The organism is Microbacterium xanthum, assembly GCF_034531355.1.
GTDB lineage: Bacteria > Actinomycetota > Actinomycetes > Actinomycetales > Microbacteriaceae > Microbacterium > Microbacterium xanthum.
Genome location: NZ_JAWHUE010000002.1, coordinates 675,614 through 690,898, shown reverse-complemented (window position 1 = coordinate 690,898; position 15,285 = coordinate 675,614). Strand labels below are relative to the sequence as shown.

The following is a 15,285-nucleotide window of genomic DNA, read 5'->3' as shown; positions in this document are numbered from 1 at the left end:
CGAGGGTGGGCGGATGTCGGGTCTTCGGGGTTCACGCGGGGGCGGCGCATCCGGCGCACACGCCCCAGAACGTCACTTCGGCGGTGTGCACCGCGAAGCCGCGCGTCTCGGAGGGGTGCAGGCACGGCGCCTCGCCGGTGACGCAGTCGACGTCCTCGACGCGACCGCACGCGGAGCACACGAGGTGGTGGTGGTTGTCGCCGACGCGCAGCTCGTAGAGTCCGGCGAGCCCGGCCGGCTCGATCCGTCGCGCGATACCGGCTTCGACGAAATCGCCGAGCGCGTTGTACACCGACTGCTTGCTGGTGCCGGGGAGCCCCTCTCGCACGCGTCCGAAGAGCGGTTCGGCCGCGATGTGTCCCGCGCCGTGCAGCGCCGAGAAGACGGCCCGCCGCGTGTCCGTCACGCGCAGGCCCGCCGCGCGAAGCGACGCGTCCACGTCGGGCGATTCGATATCGGGCACTCGACCACTGTAGCTCTTTTTTGACAAGATCAAAACAACGTCATCGATCTGTCGTCCTCCGGTTACCGGATGTACATCCCCCTCGGCAGTACTCTGGCCGCACCGAGAAAGGACATGCGATGAGCAACGACCCGCGTCCGGAGAAGAACGTCGATCCCACACCTCTCGAACACACCCCGCCACCGGGCGGGCCGACCCTCGGCGCCAAGCTCGCCGCGGAAGGGTTCGGAACCTTCCTCCTCGTCTTCGGATTGATCGGCACAGCGCTCTTCGCGAGCCACTTCGCCGACGCCGAACGCGCCTTCGCCCCCGGCATCGTCTACATCGCCGCGTCGTTTGCCGTCGGCCTCGCGGTCATCATGGGCGCCTACGCGTTCGGGCCGATCTCCGGCGGGCACTTCAACCCGGCCGTCACGCTCGGTCTGGCCGCGGCCGGTCGGTTTCCGTGGCGCGGCACGCTCTCGTACATCGCCGCACAGGTGGTCGGCGGACTGATCGCGACGACCCTCCTGGTTCTCATCGGACTGTTCGGCCCGGCCGGCTGGCTGCCCGCAGCACAGGACGGCGGATTCGCGAGCAACGGATGGGACGCACTGTCACCGGGCGGATTCGGAATGCCCGCGGCGATCATCATCGAGGTGATCCTCACCGGACTGTTCCTGCTGGTGATCCTCGGCGTCACGCATCCCACACGGGGCACGAGGTTCGCCGGACTCGCCATCGGGCTCTCGCTGACGCTCATCCACCTCGTGAGCATTCCGGTCGACAACACGTCGGTGAACCCGGCGCGCTCCCTCGCGACGGCCGTCTACGGCGGCGGGGAAGCGCTGGCTCAGCTCTGGGTGTTCCTCGTGTTCCCGCTGGTGGGCGCGATCCTGGCGGGATTGGCGTACCGCGCGCTGTTCGACGGCGAGGTCACGCGGTCCTAACCCGCATAGAGGGTGGGCGTGCCGGCCTCGTACTCCGTGAGGTCGCCGGTCTCGCCGGCTCGGCGCGCCCGCCCTCCGACGACCATCATGTAGAACACGAACGCCCCGAGCGCGAGGACGCCGATGCCGATCTTGACCGCCCACGGCCAGGGTTGCGCGGTGACGAACCCTTCGATCAGGCCGGCCACCGCCAGAGCGAGCACGAGTCCGAGCGCCACGGTCGCGAGCGACCTCCCGGCCTCGGCGAGGGCCTGCCCCCGTGAGCGCCGCCCGGGCGCGATCCACGCCCAGAAGATGTGCAGGCCCGCCGCGCCGGCGACGAAGATGCAGGTCAGCTCCAGCAGTCCGTGCGGGAGGATGTACAGGACGAAGACGTCTCCGCGTCCGAACGCGAACATGATCGCCGCCGCCGTGCCGACGGCGACGGCGTTCTGCACGAGCACCATCACGGGCCAGATGCCGGTGATGCCGAACAGGACGCACTGCGCGGCGATCCAGGCGTTGTTGGTCCACACGGTGCCGGCGAACACGGCGGCGGGGTTCTCGGAGTAGTACTGCGCGAAGTCGTTCTCGGCGTACTGCTCGAGCGCGGCCCGCGGGCCCAGGGACGCCACCAGCGCCGGGTCGCCGGACACCCAGGCCGCGACGATCGCGCCGATCAGCACGAAGGCTATCGCGATCACGAGCGTCGTCCACCGCAGCCGGTGCAGCGCCGCCGGCAACTGCAACACGAAGAAGCGGGGGATCTGGCGCAGCACGTTCTCCGGCGCCCCGGTCAGACGAAGCCGCGCGCGCGAGAGCATCGTGGAGACGTGATCGCCCTGCGGCGTGCGGCCGGCGGAGGTCTTGATGTCGGCGAGATCGGCGCTCGCGGAGCGGTAGCGGGTGACCAGCTCGTCCACCTCGGGACCGGTCGGCCGACGGATCCGCCCGAGTGCGTCGAGGCGCTCCCACTCCCCTCGTCGAGCGGCTGTCAGCGCGTCGAGGTCCACCTGGTTAACTGTACCCATGAGCACGCCCGCACCGGCCGTCGCATCGGCCGAGGTCGTCCACATCCACCAGGACGAGGTGCTCACCGGCGAAGCGGTCGCCCTCGACGTGCAGCCCGTCGGCTTCTTCCTGCGCGGACTGGGTGCGCTCATCGACCTGCTGCTGGGTGTCGGCGTGCTGTTGCTGTTCGTCGCGATCATCGGCTGGCTCGCGAGCCTCGGGCTGGTGGATGACACCCTCATCCCGATCGTCTCGATCGTGCTCGCGGTCTTCGTGATGGTCGTCCTGCCGACCACCGTCGAAACGGCGACCCGCGGCCGATCGCTCGGCAAGCTCGCCGTAGGCGCCAGGATCGTCCGCGCCGACGGGGGCGCATCGGGATTCCGTCAGGCGTTCATCCGCGCTCTCACCGGCGTGCTGGAGATCTGGCTGACGCTCGGGGGCCTTGCCGCCGTCGTCGGGGCCTTCACCCCGCGGTCGCAGCGGCTCGGTGATCTGCTCGCCGGGACGTCCTCGGAGCGCACGCGCACGCCCGCGCTCCCCGACCCCGGCCCCGGCGTCCCCCCGTCTCTGGCGAGATGGGCCGAGACCGCGGATGCCGCGCATCTGCCGGCGGGGCTGTCTCGCCGGATGGCGCAGTTCGTCCGGCAGGCCGAGAGCATGATGCCCAGCGCGCGTCAGCGGATCGCGCTGTCACTGGCCGAAGAGGCCGCCGCGCACGTCTCCCCCGTCCCCCAGACCGACGCGGAGACCTTCGTCCGCGCGGTCGTCGCCGTGCGTCGCGAGCGCGAGGCCCGCGCGCTGGCGCTGCAGTCCGAGCGCGTGGCGCGCCTCACCCGCGGCCTCCCGGACTGACCCGCCCACACCCGGCATCCATGTCCCACTTTCTGCTCGGATGCGCCGCCCAGAAGACAGAAAGTGGGACATCCACAGCGGCTGGGGTGGGAGGTGTCCCACTTTCTGCTCGGATGCGCCGCCCAGGAGACAAAAAGTGGGACATCCACAGCGGCTGGGGTGGGAGGTGTCCCACTTTCTGCTCGGATGCGCCGCCCAGAAGACAGAAAGTGGGACATCCACAGCGGCTGGGGTGGGAGGTGTCCCTGCCGGCGAGCCGGTCGGGGCGGGGTCAGTAGCGGTAGTGGTCGAGCTTGTAGGGACCTTCCACGGGCACGCCCAGGTAGGCGGCCTGGGGCCCGGTCAGCTCGGTCAGTTCGACACCCAAGGCGGCCAGGTGCAGCCGGGCGACCTTCTCGTCGAGCACCTTCGGCAGAACGTAGACGCCCGTCGGGTACTGCTCCGGGCGAACGAACAGCTCGATCTGGGCGAGCACCTGATTGGCGAAGGACGCACTCATGACGAACGACGGGTGTCCGGTCGCGTTCCCGAGATTCAGCAGACGGCCCTCGCTGAGGACGAGCACACTGCGCCCGTTCGGGAGACGCCACTCGTGCACCTGCGGCTTGATCTCCACCTTCTCGACGCCCTCGAGCGCCTCGAGGCCGGCCATGTCGATCTCGTTGTCGAAGTGCCCGACGTTGCCGACGATGGCCAGATGCTTCAGACCCAGAAGGTGCTCCGCGGTCACGACGTCACGGTTGCCCGTGCCGGTGATGACGATGTCGACGTCGCCCACGACCGACTCCAGTCGCGCGACCTGATACCCGTCCATGGCGGCCTGTAGCGCGCAGATGGGATCGACTTCGCCGACGATGACCCGGGCGCCCTGTCCGCGGAGCGCCTCGGCGGCGCCCTTGCCGACGTCACCGTAGCCGGCGACGAAGGCGACCTTGCCGCCCATCAGAACGTCCGTCGCCCGGTTGATGCCGTCGGGGAGCGAGTGGCGGATGCCGTAGACGTTGTCGAATTTCGACTTGGTCACCGAATCATTGACGTTGATCGCCGGAAAGAGCAGCCGATCCGACGCGGCCAGCTCGTAGAGGCGGTGGACGCCGGTGGTCGTCTCTTCGGTGACCCCGAGGATGCCCTCAGCCATCCGGGTGAAGCGTTGCGGGTCGCGGGCGAGGCTGCGACGAAGGGTCTCGAGCACGACCCGATATTCATCGGAGTCTCCCGCGACGGCATCCGGCACCGCACCCGCTTTTTCGAACTCGACGCCCTTGTGCACGAGCAGCGTCGCGTCGCCACCGTCGTCGAGGATGAGGTTCGGGCCGTCGAAGCCCTCGGCCGACCAGTCGAAGATGCGGTCGGCGAGCTGCCAGTACTCCTCGAGGGTCTCTCCCTTCCATGCGAAGACCGGGACACCGCGCGGCTCGTCGACCGTACCGTCGGGGCCGACCACGACCGCGGCGGCAGCCTCGTCCTGGGTGGAGAAGATGTTGCAGCTGGCCCAGCGGACCTGCGCACCCAGGGCGGTGAGGGTCTCGATCAGCACCGCGGTCTGCACGGTCATGTGGAGCGAGCCGGCGATGCGCGCGCCCTTCAGGGGCTGGGACTCGGCGAACTCGGCGCGGAGAGCCATGAGACCGGGCATCTCGTTCTCGGCGAGACGCAGCTGGTGACGGCCGGCGCTCGCGAGGGACAGGTCGCGGACGGCGTGGTCGGGGACGGTGCGGATCGGCGCGGCGGTGTCTGCGGACATGGGGACATCATCCCACGCCGGAGGGCGACGGATCCGGCCCGGCTCAGACCTGAAGGGTCTCGTGCCGGATGACGACCCAGCCGCGCGGGACGGACAGTCGGTCGGTGTGCGCGGCGCACAGATCGTGCGCGTGCGGGTCGTCCTGGCGTCCGAGGGGTCCGAGCGCGGCCATCTGATCGCCGTAGTCGTACGTCAGGGTCGACACCGCCTCACGGGCGCAACCCACCTTGGAGCAGAGTCTCTCGCGCATCGATGCCACCCTAGCCACCGGGTCCTGACAGACTCGGATGCCGCGCCGCACGCCTAGGATGGGGCCATGGCCTGGAGACGCGCGAAGCCTGCCGGCACCCCGGTTCGCAGGCCCGCTCGGCACGGTCGGCACGGCCGCGTGGGGCGCAGCCCGATCGTGCGGCCGCCGTTGCCGCCCATCGACACGCGCATCGAGCGCTTCGACCTCGCGGTGGGTGCCGCGGCGGAGTTCCTCCGTTCGGCGTGGGACGAGCTGCGCGACGTCAGCTTCGAGATCGGAGACATGCCCGGCGAGACCGGAGACCGCGGGATTCCGCGGTGGACGGTCGACACGACCGCGCGCCGCATCATCGTGTGGCGCCTGCCGATCGAACGGCTCAGCCACCTGCACCGCGACGACGATCTGCATCGCCGCATGATGATCGAGAGCTGCGTGTTCCGCGCCGCCGCGGAGTACCTCGACATGGACCCGTGGGACCTCGGCCCCGAACGGTTCCGCTACTTCTGACGCCCGGGGCTGCGCGCCGGATCGGTCAGGGGTAGACGGTGACCGCGACCGATGCCGCCTCGGAGGGCCACACGGGGTACCCGGCGAGCGCGCCGTCACCGCTGAACGACAGCGCGGCGCGTACCCCGTCGCCGCCATCGTCGATCGCGTAGACGGTGCGGGCGGTCAGCCGCACGGTCGTCGAGGAGCGCGCGGAGACGACCACCGACCGTGTGTCCTGCCCGTCGACGGTTGCGAGGGTGACGGTCATCTCGACCTCGGTGGTGTTGGCGAGGGTCAGCTGCGGTTCGGGCCCGGCGGGCGTCGCGAAGGTGCTGGGTGTGGCGAGCTCGGGCGCGGGCATGTACCACGCGAAGTCCGCCGCGTCTTCGGGGCCGGCGGTCTGTCGCACGGACGCGAGCAGCTCGGCCTCCGCGGCGACCTCGACGGTGTATTGGCCGGCCTCGAGCCCGTCGAGCTCCGCCTCGGTCGGAACCCCGCCGACGAGCTCGATGGTGCGCTCGAGCACCACCGATCGGACGGAGTCCGCCATCGTGACGGTCACGGAGGCGGTCGTGTCGAGCGTCGGGGCCAGGATGCGGACGACGGTTGCGGCGTCATCGCCCTCGCCGGCGGCCGCGGCCACGCTCACGCCGGTGATGACCTGGGTCGTCTCCGGGGCGGTCACCGCCGTCGTCTGTTCGACACCCCCGGGGATGAGGCCCCGGGTGATGCTCGACTGCACCGACGCCTGCACGGGGGCCCCGACGGCTGTGACGCGCACGACGGGACTCGTCTCGCCGAGGATGAGGCCCGCCAGCGGCACGATGCGCTGCGTACCCGCCGGTACGACCACATCCGCGCCCCCGGGGGGCTGCGTCTCCCCCTGGGCGCCGTAGACGGTCAGCTGGACGGTTGCCGCGACCTCGCCGGGGTTCGACAGCAGCACGAGATCGGCTGAGCCGGTCGCGGTCGATCCCGCGACCAGCCAGGACTCCATGAGGGCGGGCCGGCACGGCGAGGCGGCGTAGCCGCGAAGGTCTTCGTCGGAGACGGTCGCGGCACCGGCAGCCGCCACATCGACACGGTCCTCGCCGTCGGGCTGGGCGACCACCGCGGAGGCGCTCTGCTCGTCCCCGAGCGCCGGGGCTGGGAGGTCGGAGATCTCCGGATCGGCCTGCGCGTCACTCGTCCCGAGCGTCAGGGTCGCGTCGGCGGCCGACACGATGCCACCGGCGTCCTCGACGTCTCGACCGGTCGCCAGGAGGTCCCCGGTGCACGCGGCGATGCTCTGGTCGGCGGCCGGGCGCTCCTCGAGAGCGGGGGCGGAGCGGTCGATCTCGGGCCACGGCACCGAGACGGCGGTGACCACACCGACCACGAATCCGACGCCGACGAGCGTTCCCACGAGCATCCGCGCGCTCGTGGTCGCCCAGCGGAAGGGACGCCTGTCGCTCATGTGCCCTCCTGCCAATACGGTCCCACGACCCGGGATGTCCGGCGCGCGCCCCGGCGGGATGCCGCGGTGGGAAGGGCCAGCAGCAGGGCGACGGCGACCACGAGCAGCTGCGCGCCACCGGCTGCCAGGGCGATGCGACCCACCCATGCCGGCGCCGCCCCGCGCGGTTCGACATCGTCGGCGACGCGCCAGAGGACGCCCTTGCTGGTGTCGCCCACCGGGTCCAGCCCGTCGCGTTGGTCCAGAGCGGTGGTCGCCGACAGCTGCAGCTCGCGCGCACCGGATGCGTCGGGGTCGGCGGGTGGGGCGAGCAGCACGAAACCGACCCCGTGCGCGGCCAGACGGTCGACGGCGTCGTCCGCGGTGGCGGTGACGAGGTCGACGGCGATGTCGGCGAGCTCGGCGTCGGCGGTCGTGGGAACGGTCCGTGTGGACATGAGGGTCGTCTGGCCGCCGAGCGTCTCGCTGCCACCCCACACCGTCTCCGCGGAGAGACCGCCGTCGGACTGCGGGGTGAGCACGATCGTGCCGATGTTCGCGTCGTCTCGACCTTCGGCGGCGACGTAGGCGGGGAGTGTGCTCGCGGGACCGTTGGTGAGGAAGGCCGCGTCGCGGGCCATGGCCGTCAGGGAGGGTACCGCGAGGATGAGGACCGCCACCGTCACGGTGAGGGCGAGCGTTCCGCGGGCTGCCGCCAGTCGCGGCGCGAGCCCGGCGTCGAGCGACACCGCCGCGGCGCCGATGGCGCCGATCCACGCCAGGCTCAGTCCGCTGCCCGGCCACACCGCGATCGAGAGCGCCTGATCGAAGGCCACGACGATGCCGACCGCGACGAAGGCGGTGCCGAAGCCGAGGGCCGAGATCACCAGCAGGGTGACACCGGCCGCCCACCGCTGCGTCAAGGGGGCGAAGAGGGCGAGCACGGCGATCGGTGCCGACAGCAGCGGAATCCACCAGAGTGCGGCGTCGGGGAGGAGTTCCTGCCAGCCGGCCATGTCGGGGGTGGGGATGCCGGCGGCCAGCAGCCCGCGTCCGGTCGGATCGGCGGAGACCTGCGGTCCCGCCCACGGCACACCCGGGTCGGCGAAGAGGGCGAACACGTCGCCGGTGCGCACCTGGTCGATGATCAGGGGGGCGAACACGACCACGGTCGGGATCACGACCCAGATCAGCCGGGCGACGCCATTGCCCCCGCGCATGACGACGGAGAGGATGATCGCGGCCGTCCAGAGCACGGCGAAGGCGGGGGCGAGGGAGGGTGCGCAGGCCAGGACCCCGACCAGCAGGAGCGAGGAGACCCCGGCCGCGACCCAGGTGCGGTGCGCGATCGATCCGGCGTAGAACAGCCACGGCAGCAGCAGGTGCACGAGCACAGCGGTCGGCCGCCCGTCGACGAGGGCGACCAGGAACATCGGCGCGACCGCCCACAGCGCACCGACCATCACCCGAAGCGATCCGCGGTCGGTCACGCGCACCGCGGCGAACCAGCCACCCAACGCTGCCAGCGGCAGGGCGAGGATCCACAGCACCACGATCGCCCGCGAGGGCTCGAGCGGCGACAGCGAACCGAGCACCGCGACCACGGCCGAGAACGGGTCGGCGGCGCCGATCGTCTCCCACCCGATCGCGCGGAGCCCGAAGGCGGCGTCGGCCCAGAGCTGGGCGACGGTCGCGCGCAGGGGCTGCAGCGCTCCCCCACCGAGCACGGGCCACGCGAGCAGGGCCGGGAACGAGGCGATCGAGACGACGAGCGCGCCGAGCACGAGCCACGCCCCACCCCCGGTGAAGAAGCGCAGTTCCCCGCGGACGGGCGCGGTGTCGACGACGTCCCGGTCCTCATCCAGACGCTGGCGCAACTGGTGACCCGTGAAGCGCAGCGGCGCGATCTGCGCCCACGAGGTGCGTCGATGGCGGCGGATGCGCGAGCGCGCCCGCGCGATCGAGGGAACGCGCACCGCAACGACGACCGCGGCGGCCCACTGCGGAAGCACCAGGCCGGGTTGCTTGCGCACGAGGAAGACCGCCGAGAGCCACAGGGCGAGGGGGATCAGCGACAGCCAGTGGAAGAACACCGCCGGGGCGGGAGCGTAGGCGAGCCGTCGATGCAGCTGCGCGGTGCGGACTCCGCGCGCACCGCGTCGTCGGGCCCGACCGTTGCGCGGCGCGGGAAGACCGGCCACGCCGTCGCCGGCGACGGCGACCAGGGCGGTCGGCACGAGGGAGATCCGGGATCCCGCCAGGCGTGCCCGGACGGCGAGGTCGAGCCCTTCATCGGCGCCGGCCAGGGCCGGATCGAGCCCCTCCAGATCGCGCCATGCCTCAGCGCGCACCAGGATTCCGCGCACGTCGGCACCGAGGACGTCATGCGTGACGTCGTGCTGGCCCTGGTCCAGCTCGTCGTCGGCGAGGCCCACGGAACGGCCGGTCGCCGTCATCGACACACCCAACGAAACGATCTCGGAGCGGTTCTCCCACCGCACGAGTTTCGGGGCGACGAAGGCGACCGACGGCGCGAGCTCCAGCGCGCCGGCGAGCCGCGTCAGGGCGTCGGGTTCCGGTGCGGTGTCCTGCGCGAGCAGCCAGAGCGCGTCGCCGTCGAGGCGGTGGGTGGCCAGGGCGGTCGCGGCGGCGAACGACGTGTGGGCGGCGGCGGTGATGACCGATTCGGCCCCGGAGGCGGCGGCCAGCTCGTGGACGGCGGGGTCCTCACCGCAGACGACGATCGTCAGGACGTCGGCGGGGCGGCGCTGCTCCGCGAGCGCGGCCAGCGTCCTGCGCAGGTGGAACGCCGCGGCGGGGCGTCCGTCGGGGCGCACCACGAGGAGGGCGTGGATACGGGAGGGCATGGCCCCGTAAGCCTATGCGGCCGGCACGGTCGCGGATGCGCGCACGCGCCGGAAGGGCCGCAACGGGTGGCGGCGGGTGGTGTTCAGCTCGCGCGGCGCTTGAGTTTGCGCCGCTCCCGCTCGGACAGTCCGCCCCAGATGCCGAAGCGCTCGTCATTCTGAAGCGCGTACTCGAGGCACTCGTCGCGGACGTCGCACGAGGTGCAGATGCGCTTGGCGTCGCGCGTGGACCCGCCCTTCTCCGGGAAGAACGCCTCGGGGTCGGTCTGCGCGCACAGCGCATCGGTCTGCCACGCGAGCGCGTTGTCCTCGTCACCCTCGGACGGACGTCGCACACCCGGAACACCGAGCTGTACGGGATCGACGAACCAGTTATCGGGAACGCCGGAACGGTAACCCGTCATCTTGCTCTCCCACCTTGTGTTTCCCCCCACGCCGGTCCGCGTGTTGGGAATAATTACACAGGTGTAGTTCCGCAGGGTCAAGTCGCAGATCGTAAAGCCTCACCCCGGGGTTGAACCTTTGCGACGCGCCGTCGGCGTGTCGCAAAGGTCACGATGCGGCTACGACACCGTGCCCGAGGTCGCGAGGTAGACGGTTCCCGATCCGCGCAGGACGACACCCTGCGCCTCCGGTGTGATCATCAGGGCACGCCCCGGGGTCAGTTCGGCCGCCTCCTCGGCGGTCTGCACCGTCACCGATCCGGCCGTGGCCAGCACGACGGTGGCCTGCGGCACGGGCACCCGCACGGCCGCGTCGTCTCGCACGTCCGCACGCCTCAGCGCGAAGTCGGGGGCCGGGGTGTCGTAGCGCCACAGCCCCTCGCCGGCAGGTTCCGCGAAGACCCGCGGCGCGGGACCCGGGGCCGGGGTGAGGACGGTCAGCAGCTCGTCGACATCGATGTGCTTGGGGGTCAGTCCGCCGCGGAGGACGTTGTCGCTGGCGGCCATCAGTTCGACGCCGAGGCCGGAGACGTAGGCGTGCAGCACTCCGGCGGGCACGTACAGCCCCTCGCCCGGGGCGAGGATCACGAGGTTCATCAGCATGGCCACGATCACGCCCGGATCGCCGGGATAGGCGTCGGCGACGTGGGCGACCAGGTCGAGTTCGGCGTCGAAACCGGCGCCGCGCGGCGCGTCCGCGACGGCCTGGATGAGCGCGTCGACCTCGGGCTGCGCGTCGCCGGAGAGGAGCCAGGCGATCGTGTCGGCGAGCGCGGCCTCGGGGCCGTGCCGTTCCAGGCGAGACGCGAGCGGCTCGGCGGCAGGCCCGAGGAGCGCGAGCAGTCGCCGCGTGTCGTCGATCGGCCGAAGACCGGCCAGAGCGTGGAATTCGTCGCTGACGGCGACGATCAACTCGGGCTTGTGGTTGTCGTCGCGGTAGGTGCGCTGGCCGGCGTCCCGCGGGATGCCTGCAGCCTCCTCGCGCGCGAAGCCCTCCTCGGCCTGTGCCTTGGAGGGGTGGGCCTGGATCGACAGCGGCGAACCCGCGGCGAGCAGCTTCAGCAAGAAGGTGAGCGTCGTCGGCGCGCCGGTCGCGGACCCCTCTGCGGCCAACCACGCATCCAGCGTGCGGCCGTCCCCGGTCACGGCGGGGTTCCCGGGGTGGTCCCCCAACCAGACCTCGGCCTCGGGGCGGCCGGTGGGCTCGCGCCCTTCGAGGCGGGCGATCAGGTCGGTCGAGCCCCAGGCGTAGTCGCGGGGCGTGTTCGTCAACGAAACCAGCACACCCCCAGCCTAGGGGGATGCCACCATGGGCTTTGCGCTCGATCCCGGTAACCTGTTCCCTTGATGGCCGTCCACACGAAACACCCGGTGTCGGCGCCGCCGGCCGCCCCGGCCCGCGAGAAGACGGGCCACCTGCTGTTGCGCGCGTGGTGCATCTTCGTGCTGACGCTCGCGATCGCGGGCGTGTCGTGGGTGAACGCCTTCGGCGCGGTGATCGCCGCCGGCATCACCGTCGCGGCCGCTGCCGTGTCGGTCGCGCTGTGGATTGTCATCCGGCCCCCGGTGCAGTGGCGCCGCTTCCCCTGGTACGCCCTGGTCTACGTCGCCTTCGCGGCCGTGTCGGTGCTGTGGTCGGTGTGGCCGCTCGCGACGGTGTTGACGTGGTCGCTGCTGGCGCTGACGACGTTGCAGGCACTGTTCGTCGGCGGGGTCTTGACCTGGCACGAGCTCATCCGGGCCGTCTCGTCCGCGCTCCAGTGGGTACTGTCGTTGTCGTTGCTGTTCGAGCTGTTCGTCTCGGTCGTCGTGCAGCATCCGGTGATGCCGCAGTTCGCCGAGGCCCCCGACGGTGTCGATCCGATCGTGTACTGGTCGCGTGACAACCTGTTCGACGGCGGCCGCATCCAGGGCGTGTTCGGCAATGCGAACCTGCTGGCGATGGTCGCGGTGCTGGCGATCGTCGTGTTCGCGGTGCGGTATGCCGCGCAGTCACCGCGCCGACACTGGCAGCTGTTCTGGATCGCGCTCGCGGCGTATCTCCTCGTCCGCGCGGGGTCGGCGACGGCTTACCTCGCGCTCGGCGGCGCCGTCCTGGTGCTCGCGACGGTGTTGCTCATGCGGACCACCACGCGCCCCGGGGAGCGCACCAAGTACTACGTCGCGTACGCCGCCGTCGGCCTCGGTGGCGCACTGGCCCTGTGGTTCGGGCGCGACGCCATCTTCACCGCGCTCGGCCGCGACTCAGACCTCACCGGCCGGGAGATGATCTGGGATGCGGTGCTGGCACGGGTCGCCGAACGCCCGTGGGCGGGGTGGGGCTATTCGACACCCTGGCTGCCGTGGGAGGCGCGGATCGACGGGTGGATCGTCGATCACGACCAGACCGTCATGCAAGCCCACAGCATGTGGGTGGATGTGCTCTTCCAGCTGGGGATCATCGGGCTCGTCCTGGTGGCCCTGGCCTACTTCGCGTTCGTCTGGCGTTCCTGGTTCTTCGCGGTCGACCGCCCGCGGTGGGACCTGCGCGATGACCGCCCGTACACGACGCTGTCGCTCGTGCCGACCCTCACCGGGGCGATCCTGCTCGTGCAGGGGTTCTCCGAGTCCAACCCGCTGATGCTGTGGGGGTGGATGTTCGTGGTGATGTTCGCCTACAAGATCAAACAGTCGCCGCACATCGGCGAGGGGCCGATCGAGCAGCGCCTCGCGATCGAGCGCGGCGACCTGATGAAGCAGGAACCGTGAACCCCGCCGCGCGCGTCGCGTGGCTCACCGACCTGCTGGCCTCGGCGTCCTTCGCACGGGCGTACACGCTCACCGCGCTCGGAGCGGTCTTCTCGTCCTTCCTGATCGAGCACACCGCCGGACTCGTCACCTACGTCTCCATCATCGCGGGCCTGTGCGTGTTCGGTGCGGGGATGCTCCTCGCGCGGCGGCGGGAGATCTCGCTGCTCCGCCTCGTCCCGATCTCCGTCGTGCTGTTCGTGGCGTGGGCGCTCGCCAGCGTGTTCTGGAGCTCGGACTCGTCGGAGTCCTGGTGGAACTGGGTGGCGCTGGCCGGCATCGCCTTCCTCGCGATCGTGATCGGCCACGTCCGCGACACCCTGCAGACCGTTCGCGCGCTCGGTGACGTGCTCCGCGTCCTGCTGGCGGTCTCGCTCGGAGTGGAGATCCTCTCCGGCATCCTGCTGGATGTGCCGTTCCGCTTCCTCGGCGTACAGGGGAACCTCGCGTCGGCAGGCTCGATCCAAGGCATCTTCGGCACGCGCAACCTGCTCGGCTTCGTCGCCGTGATGGCGCTCATCACCTTCCTCATCGAATACCGCACGCAATCGGTGCGCGTCGGCGTATCCGTCGCGTCGGTGGTCCTCGCCGGCGCGCTCGGCTTCTTCAGCGACTCCCCCACCGTCCTGGTGCTCGCCGTCGGGGTCGGCGCCGCCGTCGGGGCCCTCGCGTGGGTGCGGCACACGCGCGTCGAGCGCCGCGGCGCCGTGCAGCTCTTCCTCGGCGCCGTCGTGGTCATCGGGCTGGTCGTGGGATACGTCGCGCGTCACCCGATCATCGCGTTCCTCGGCGCCGGCACGGACTTCTCCACGCGAGTGACCCTGTGGAACACGATGGTCGACTACGTACGGTTCGCGCCGATCGAAGGCCAGGGGTGGTACGGCCCGTGGGACGACACCGAATGGCCATTCAACGCCCTCAACTACGTCCTCGACGCCGATCACGCGAGTGGGCTCAACGCCTACTTCGACGTGCTGTTGCAGCTCGGATGGGTGGGACTGCTGATCTTCCTGGCCCTGTGCAGCACCGCACTGGTCCGCTCGTGGCTCGACGCGAGCGAACGCCGATCGGTCGTCTACGCCTGGACGCCGCTGATGCTTGTGACCCTCCTCATCGACTCGATGTTCGAGTCCTTCACCCTGTCGGGCCTGGGGTGGCTGATGCTCGTGCTGTGCGCGGTCCGCGCCGGCCAGTCGCGGTCGTGGCGGGCACGCCTGCGCAGCGGGGAGGAATCCCCCGGCCTCGACCCGGAGGGGCTTCCCGATCTGGGCGCCGAGCCAGGGGCCTCGGAGGGTCAGGCGGGGTAGTCGGCGTTGTAGCGCTCGAGGACCTCGTCCAGGCTCGCATCGAGCTCGAGGCGCCCCTTCTTGAGGTAGAGGCCGCGTTCGCAGAATCGCCGGAGATCGCGCTCGTTGTGGCTCACGAAGAAGAGTGTCCGTCCTCCCGCGAGCAGCTCGTCGATTCTCTTGTAGCACTTCTCGCGGAACGCCTTGTCACCCACAGCAAGCACTTCGTCGACGAGAAGAATTGGTTCGTCGAGCTCGGAGACCACGGCGAACGCCAGCCGGACCTTCATCCCGTTCGACAAATGCTTATACGGAGTGTCGATGAAGTCCGCGAGCTCGGCGAAATCGATGATGCCGTCGAATCGACGGTTCACCTCGGCGCGCGGCATGCCGTGAAGACCCGCCGTGAGGCGCACATTCTCACGAACAGTCAGGTCGCCGACGAATCCACCGGTGATCTCGATCAGAGGGGCAACTCCCCCGTCGACGGAGACCGATCCTTCATCCGGCAGCAGTACCCCCGCCACCAGCTTCAGAAGCGTCGACTTGCCCTGCCCGTTGCGCCCGACCACACCGATCGACTCACCGCGCCTCACCTGGAAGGACACGTCCCGGAGCGCCCAGAACTCATTCGGGCGACTCCGTCGTGAGGCGCCTCCGAAGAGGTCCTTCAGGCTTCGGCGCCCGCGCCGGTTCCGTCGAAAGCGCACGCCGAGCCCCTCGACGGTGATCGCGTTATCCACGATG

The 15,285-nt window shown here is 70.7% G+C and carries 14 protein-coding genes; 5 read left to right on the top strand and 9 right to left on the bottom strand.

The window, feature by feature from the left end; all coding sequences use genetic code 11:
* Positions 1-31 precede the first annotated feature (31 nt).
* Positions 32-463, bottom strand: coding sequence for a Fur family transcriptional regulator (locus RZO50_RS08730; protein ID WP_416211582.1), 432 nt, complete (start codon positions 461-463; stop codon positions 32-34).
* A 119-nt stretch (positions 464-582) separates the two neighbouring features.
* On the opposite strand from RZO50_RS08730, the gene RZO50_RS08725 reads away from it, so the two are divergent.
* Positions 583-1,392: an aquaporin gene (locus RZO50_RS08725; protein ID WP_322599323.1), complete on the top strand. Its 810-nt coding sequence runs from the start codon at positions 583-585 to the stop codon at positions 1,390-1,392.
* Here the strand turns inward: RZO50_RS08725 and RZO50_RS08720 are convergent.
* The gene (locus RZO50_RS08720) at positions 1,389-2,384 is read right to left on the bottom strand and encodes a stage II sporulation protein M (protein WP_322599322.1); all 996 of its coding nucleotides are present in this window, start codon (positions 2,382-2,384) and stop codon (positions 1,389-1,391) included. The two genes, RZO50_RS08725 and RZO50_RS08720, sit on opposite strands and share 4 nt — an antisense overlap.
* A 16-nt stretch (positions 2,385-2,400) precedes the next feature.
* Here RZO50_RS08720 and RZO50_RS08715 point away from each other — a divergent pair, with 16 nt between their 5' ends.
* Positions 2,401-3,237 carry an RDD family protein gene (locus tag RZO50_RS08715; RefSeq protein WP_322599321.1) on the top strand — a complete coding sequence of 279 codons (837 nt, stop codon included), beginning with the start codon at positions 2,401-2,403 and terminating at the stop codon, positions 3,235-3,237.
* Between the two features lie 271 nt (positions 3,238-3,508).
* Here the strand turns inward: RZO50_RS08715 and ahcY are convergent, their stop codons facing one another.
* Together ahcY and RZO50_RS08705 are read right to left on the bottom strand one after the other, a co-directional pair.
* A complete protein-coding gene (gene ahcY, locus RZO50_RS08710; protein ID WP_322599320.1) occupies positions 3,509-4,981 on the bottom strand; it encodes an adenosylhomocysteinase in 1,473 nt (490 codons plus the stop codon).
* A gap of 43 nt (positions 4,982-5,024) precedes the next feature.
* Complete coding sequence (locus RZO50_RS08705) at positions 5,025-5,231, bottom strand: DUF3499 family protein (RefSeq protein ID WP_322599319.1); 207 nt, start codon at positions 5,229-5,231, stop codon at positions 5,025-5,027.
* Between the two features lie 66 nt (positions 5,232-5,297).
* On the opposite strand from RZO50_RS08705, the gene RZO50_RS08700 reads away from it, so the two are divergent.
* Positions 5,298-5,738 carry a metallopeptidase family protein gene (locus tag RZO50_RS08700; protein WP_322599318.1) on the top strand — a complete coding sequence of 147 codons (441 nt, stop codon included), beginning with the start codon at positions 5,298-5,300 and terminating at the stop codon, positions 5,736-5,738.
* 25 nt (positions 5,739-5,763) lie between these two features.
* On the opposite strand, the gene RZO50_RS08695 is transcribed toward RZO50_RS08700, so the two are convergent.
* The 4 genes from RZO50_RS08695 to manA all read right to left on the bottom strand — a co-directional run bounded on the left by RZO50_RS08695 (position 5,764) and on the right by manA (position 11,749).
* Positions 5,764-7,176, bottom strand: a complete 1,413-nt coding sequence (locus RZO50_RS08695; RefSeq protein WP_322599317.1) for a DUF5719 family protein — start codon at positions 7,174-7,176, stop codon at positions 5,764-5,766.
* Positions 7,173-10,022, bottom strand: coding sequence for a glycosyltransferase (locus tag RZO50_RS08690; protein ID WP_322599316.1), 2,850 nt, complete (start codon positions 10,020-10,022; stop codon positions 7,173-7,175). Before RZO50_RS08690 ends, RZO50_RS08695 begins: the two co-directional genes overlap by 4 nt.
* Before the next feature lie 83 nt (positions 10,023-10,105).
* Positions 10,106-10,426 (bottom strand): WhiB family transcriptional regulator, encoded by a 321-nt coding sequence (locus RZO50_RS08685; protein ID WP_194425249.1) that lies wholly within the window; start codon positions 10,424-10,426, stop codon positions 10,106-10,108.
* A gap of 159 nt (positions 10,427-10,585) precedes the next feature.
* Complete coding sequence (gene manA / locus RZO50_RS08680; RefSeq protein ID WP_322599315.1) at positions 10,586-11,749, bottom strand: mannose-6-phosphate isomerase, class I; 1,164 nt, start codon at positions 11,747-11,749, stop codon at positions 10,586-10,588.
* 63 nt (positions 11,750-11,812) lie between these two features.
* Between manA and RZO50_RS08675 the strand changes: the two genes are divergently transcribed.
* Together RZO50_RS08675 and RZO50_RS08670 are read left to right on the top strand one after the other, a co-directional pair.
* Entirely contained in the window at positions 11,813-13,213 is a 1,401-nt protein-coding gene (locus RZO50_RS08675) for an O-antigen ligase family protein (RefSeq protein ID WP_322599314.1), read from the top strand.
* Positions 13,210-14,559 carry an O-antigen ligase family protein gene (locus RZO50_RS08670; protein WP_322599313.1) on the top strand — a complete coding sequence of 450 codons (1,350 nt, stop codon included), beginning with the start codon at positions 13,210-13,212 and terminating at the stop codon, positions 14,557-14,559. The genes RZO50_RS08675 and RZO50_RS08670 overlap by 4 nt, the downstream gene beginning before the upstream one ends.
* Here RZO50_RS08670 and RZO50_RS08665 read toward each other — a convergent pair.
* On the bottom strand, positions 14,547-15,281 hold the full coding sequence (locus tag RZO50_RS08665; RefSeq protein ID WP_322599577.1) for an ABC transporter ATP-binding protein: 735 nt from the start codon (positions 15,279-15,281) through the stop codon (positions 14,547-14,549). The two genes, RZO50_RS08670 and RZO50_RS08665, sit on opposite strands and share 13 nt — an antisense overlap.
* Positions 15,282-15,285 lie beyond the last annotated feature (4 nt).

What these genes read in the sequence shown, in the direction of transcription:
- RZO50_RS08715 (WP_322599321.1), top strand. Translation starts at nt 2,401, where the DNA reads ATGAGCACGCCCGCACCGGCCGTCGCATCGGCCGAGGTCGTCCACATC.
- RZO50_RS08725 (WP_322599323.1), top strand. Translation starts at nt 583, where the DNA reads ATGAGCAACGACCCGCGTCCGGAGAAGAACGTCGATCCCACACCTCTC.
- RZO50_RS08675 (WP_322599314.1), top strand. Translation starts at nt 11,813, where the DNA reads ATGGCCGTCCACACGAAACACCCGGTGTCGGCGCCGCCGGCCGCCCCG.
- RZO50_RS08695 (WP_322599317.1), bottom strand. Translation starts at nt 7,176, where the DNA reads ATGAGCGACAGGCGTCCCTTCCGCTGGGCGACCACGAGCGCGCGGATG.
- RZO50_RS08690 (WP_322599316.1), bottom strand. Translation starts at nt 10,022, where the DNA reads ATGCCCTCCCGTATCCACGCCCTCCTCGTGGTGCGCCCCGACGGACGC.
- RZO50_RS08700 (WP_322599318.1), top strand. Translation starts at nt 5,298, where the DNA reads ATGGCCTGGAGACGCGCGAAGCCTGCCGGCACCCCGGTTCGCAGGCCC.
- ahcY (WP_322599320.1), bottom strand. Translation starts at nt 4,981, where the DNA reads ATGTCCGCAGACACCGCCGCGCCGATCCGCACCGTCCCCGACCACGCC.
- RZO50_RS08685 (WP_194425249.1), bottom strand. Translation starts at nt 10,426, where the DNA reads ATGACGGGTTACCGTTCCGGCGTTCCCGATAACTGGTTCGTCGATCCC.
- RZO50_RS08705 (WP_322599319.1), bottom strand. Translation starts at nt 5,231, where the DNA reads ATGCGCGAGAGACTCTGCTCCAAGGTGGGTTGCGCCCGTGAGGCGGTG.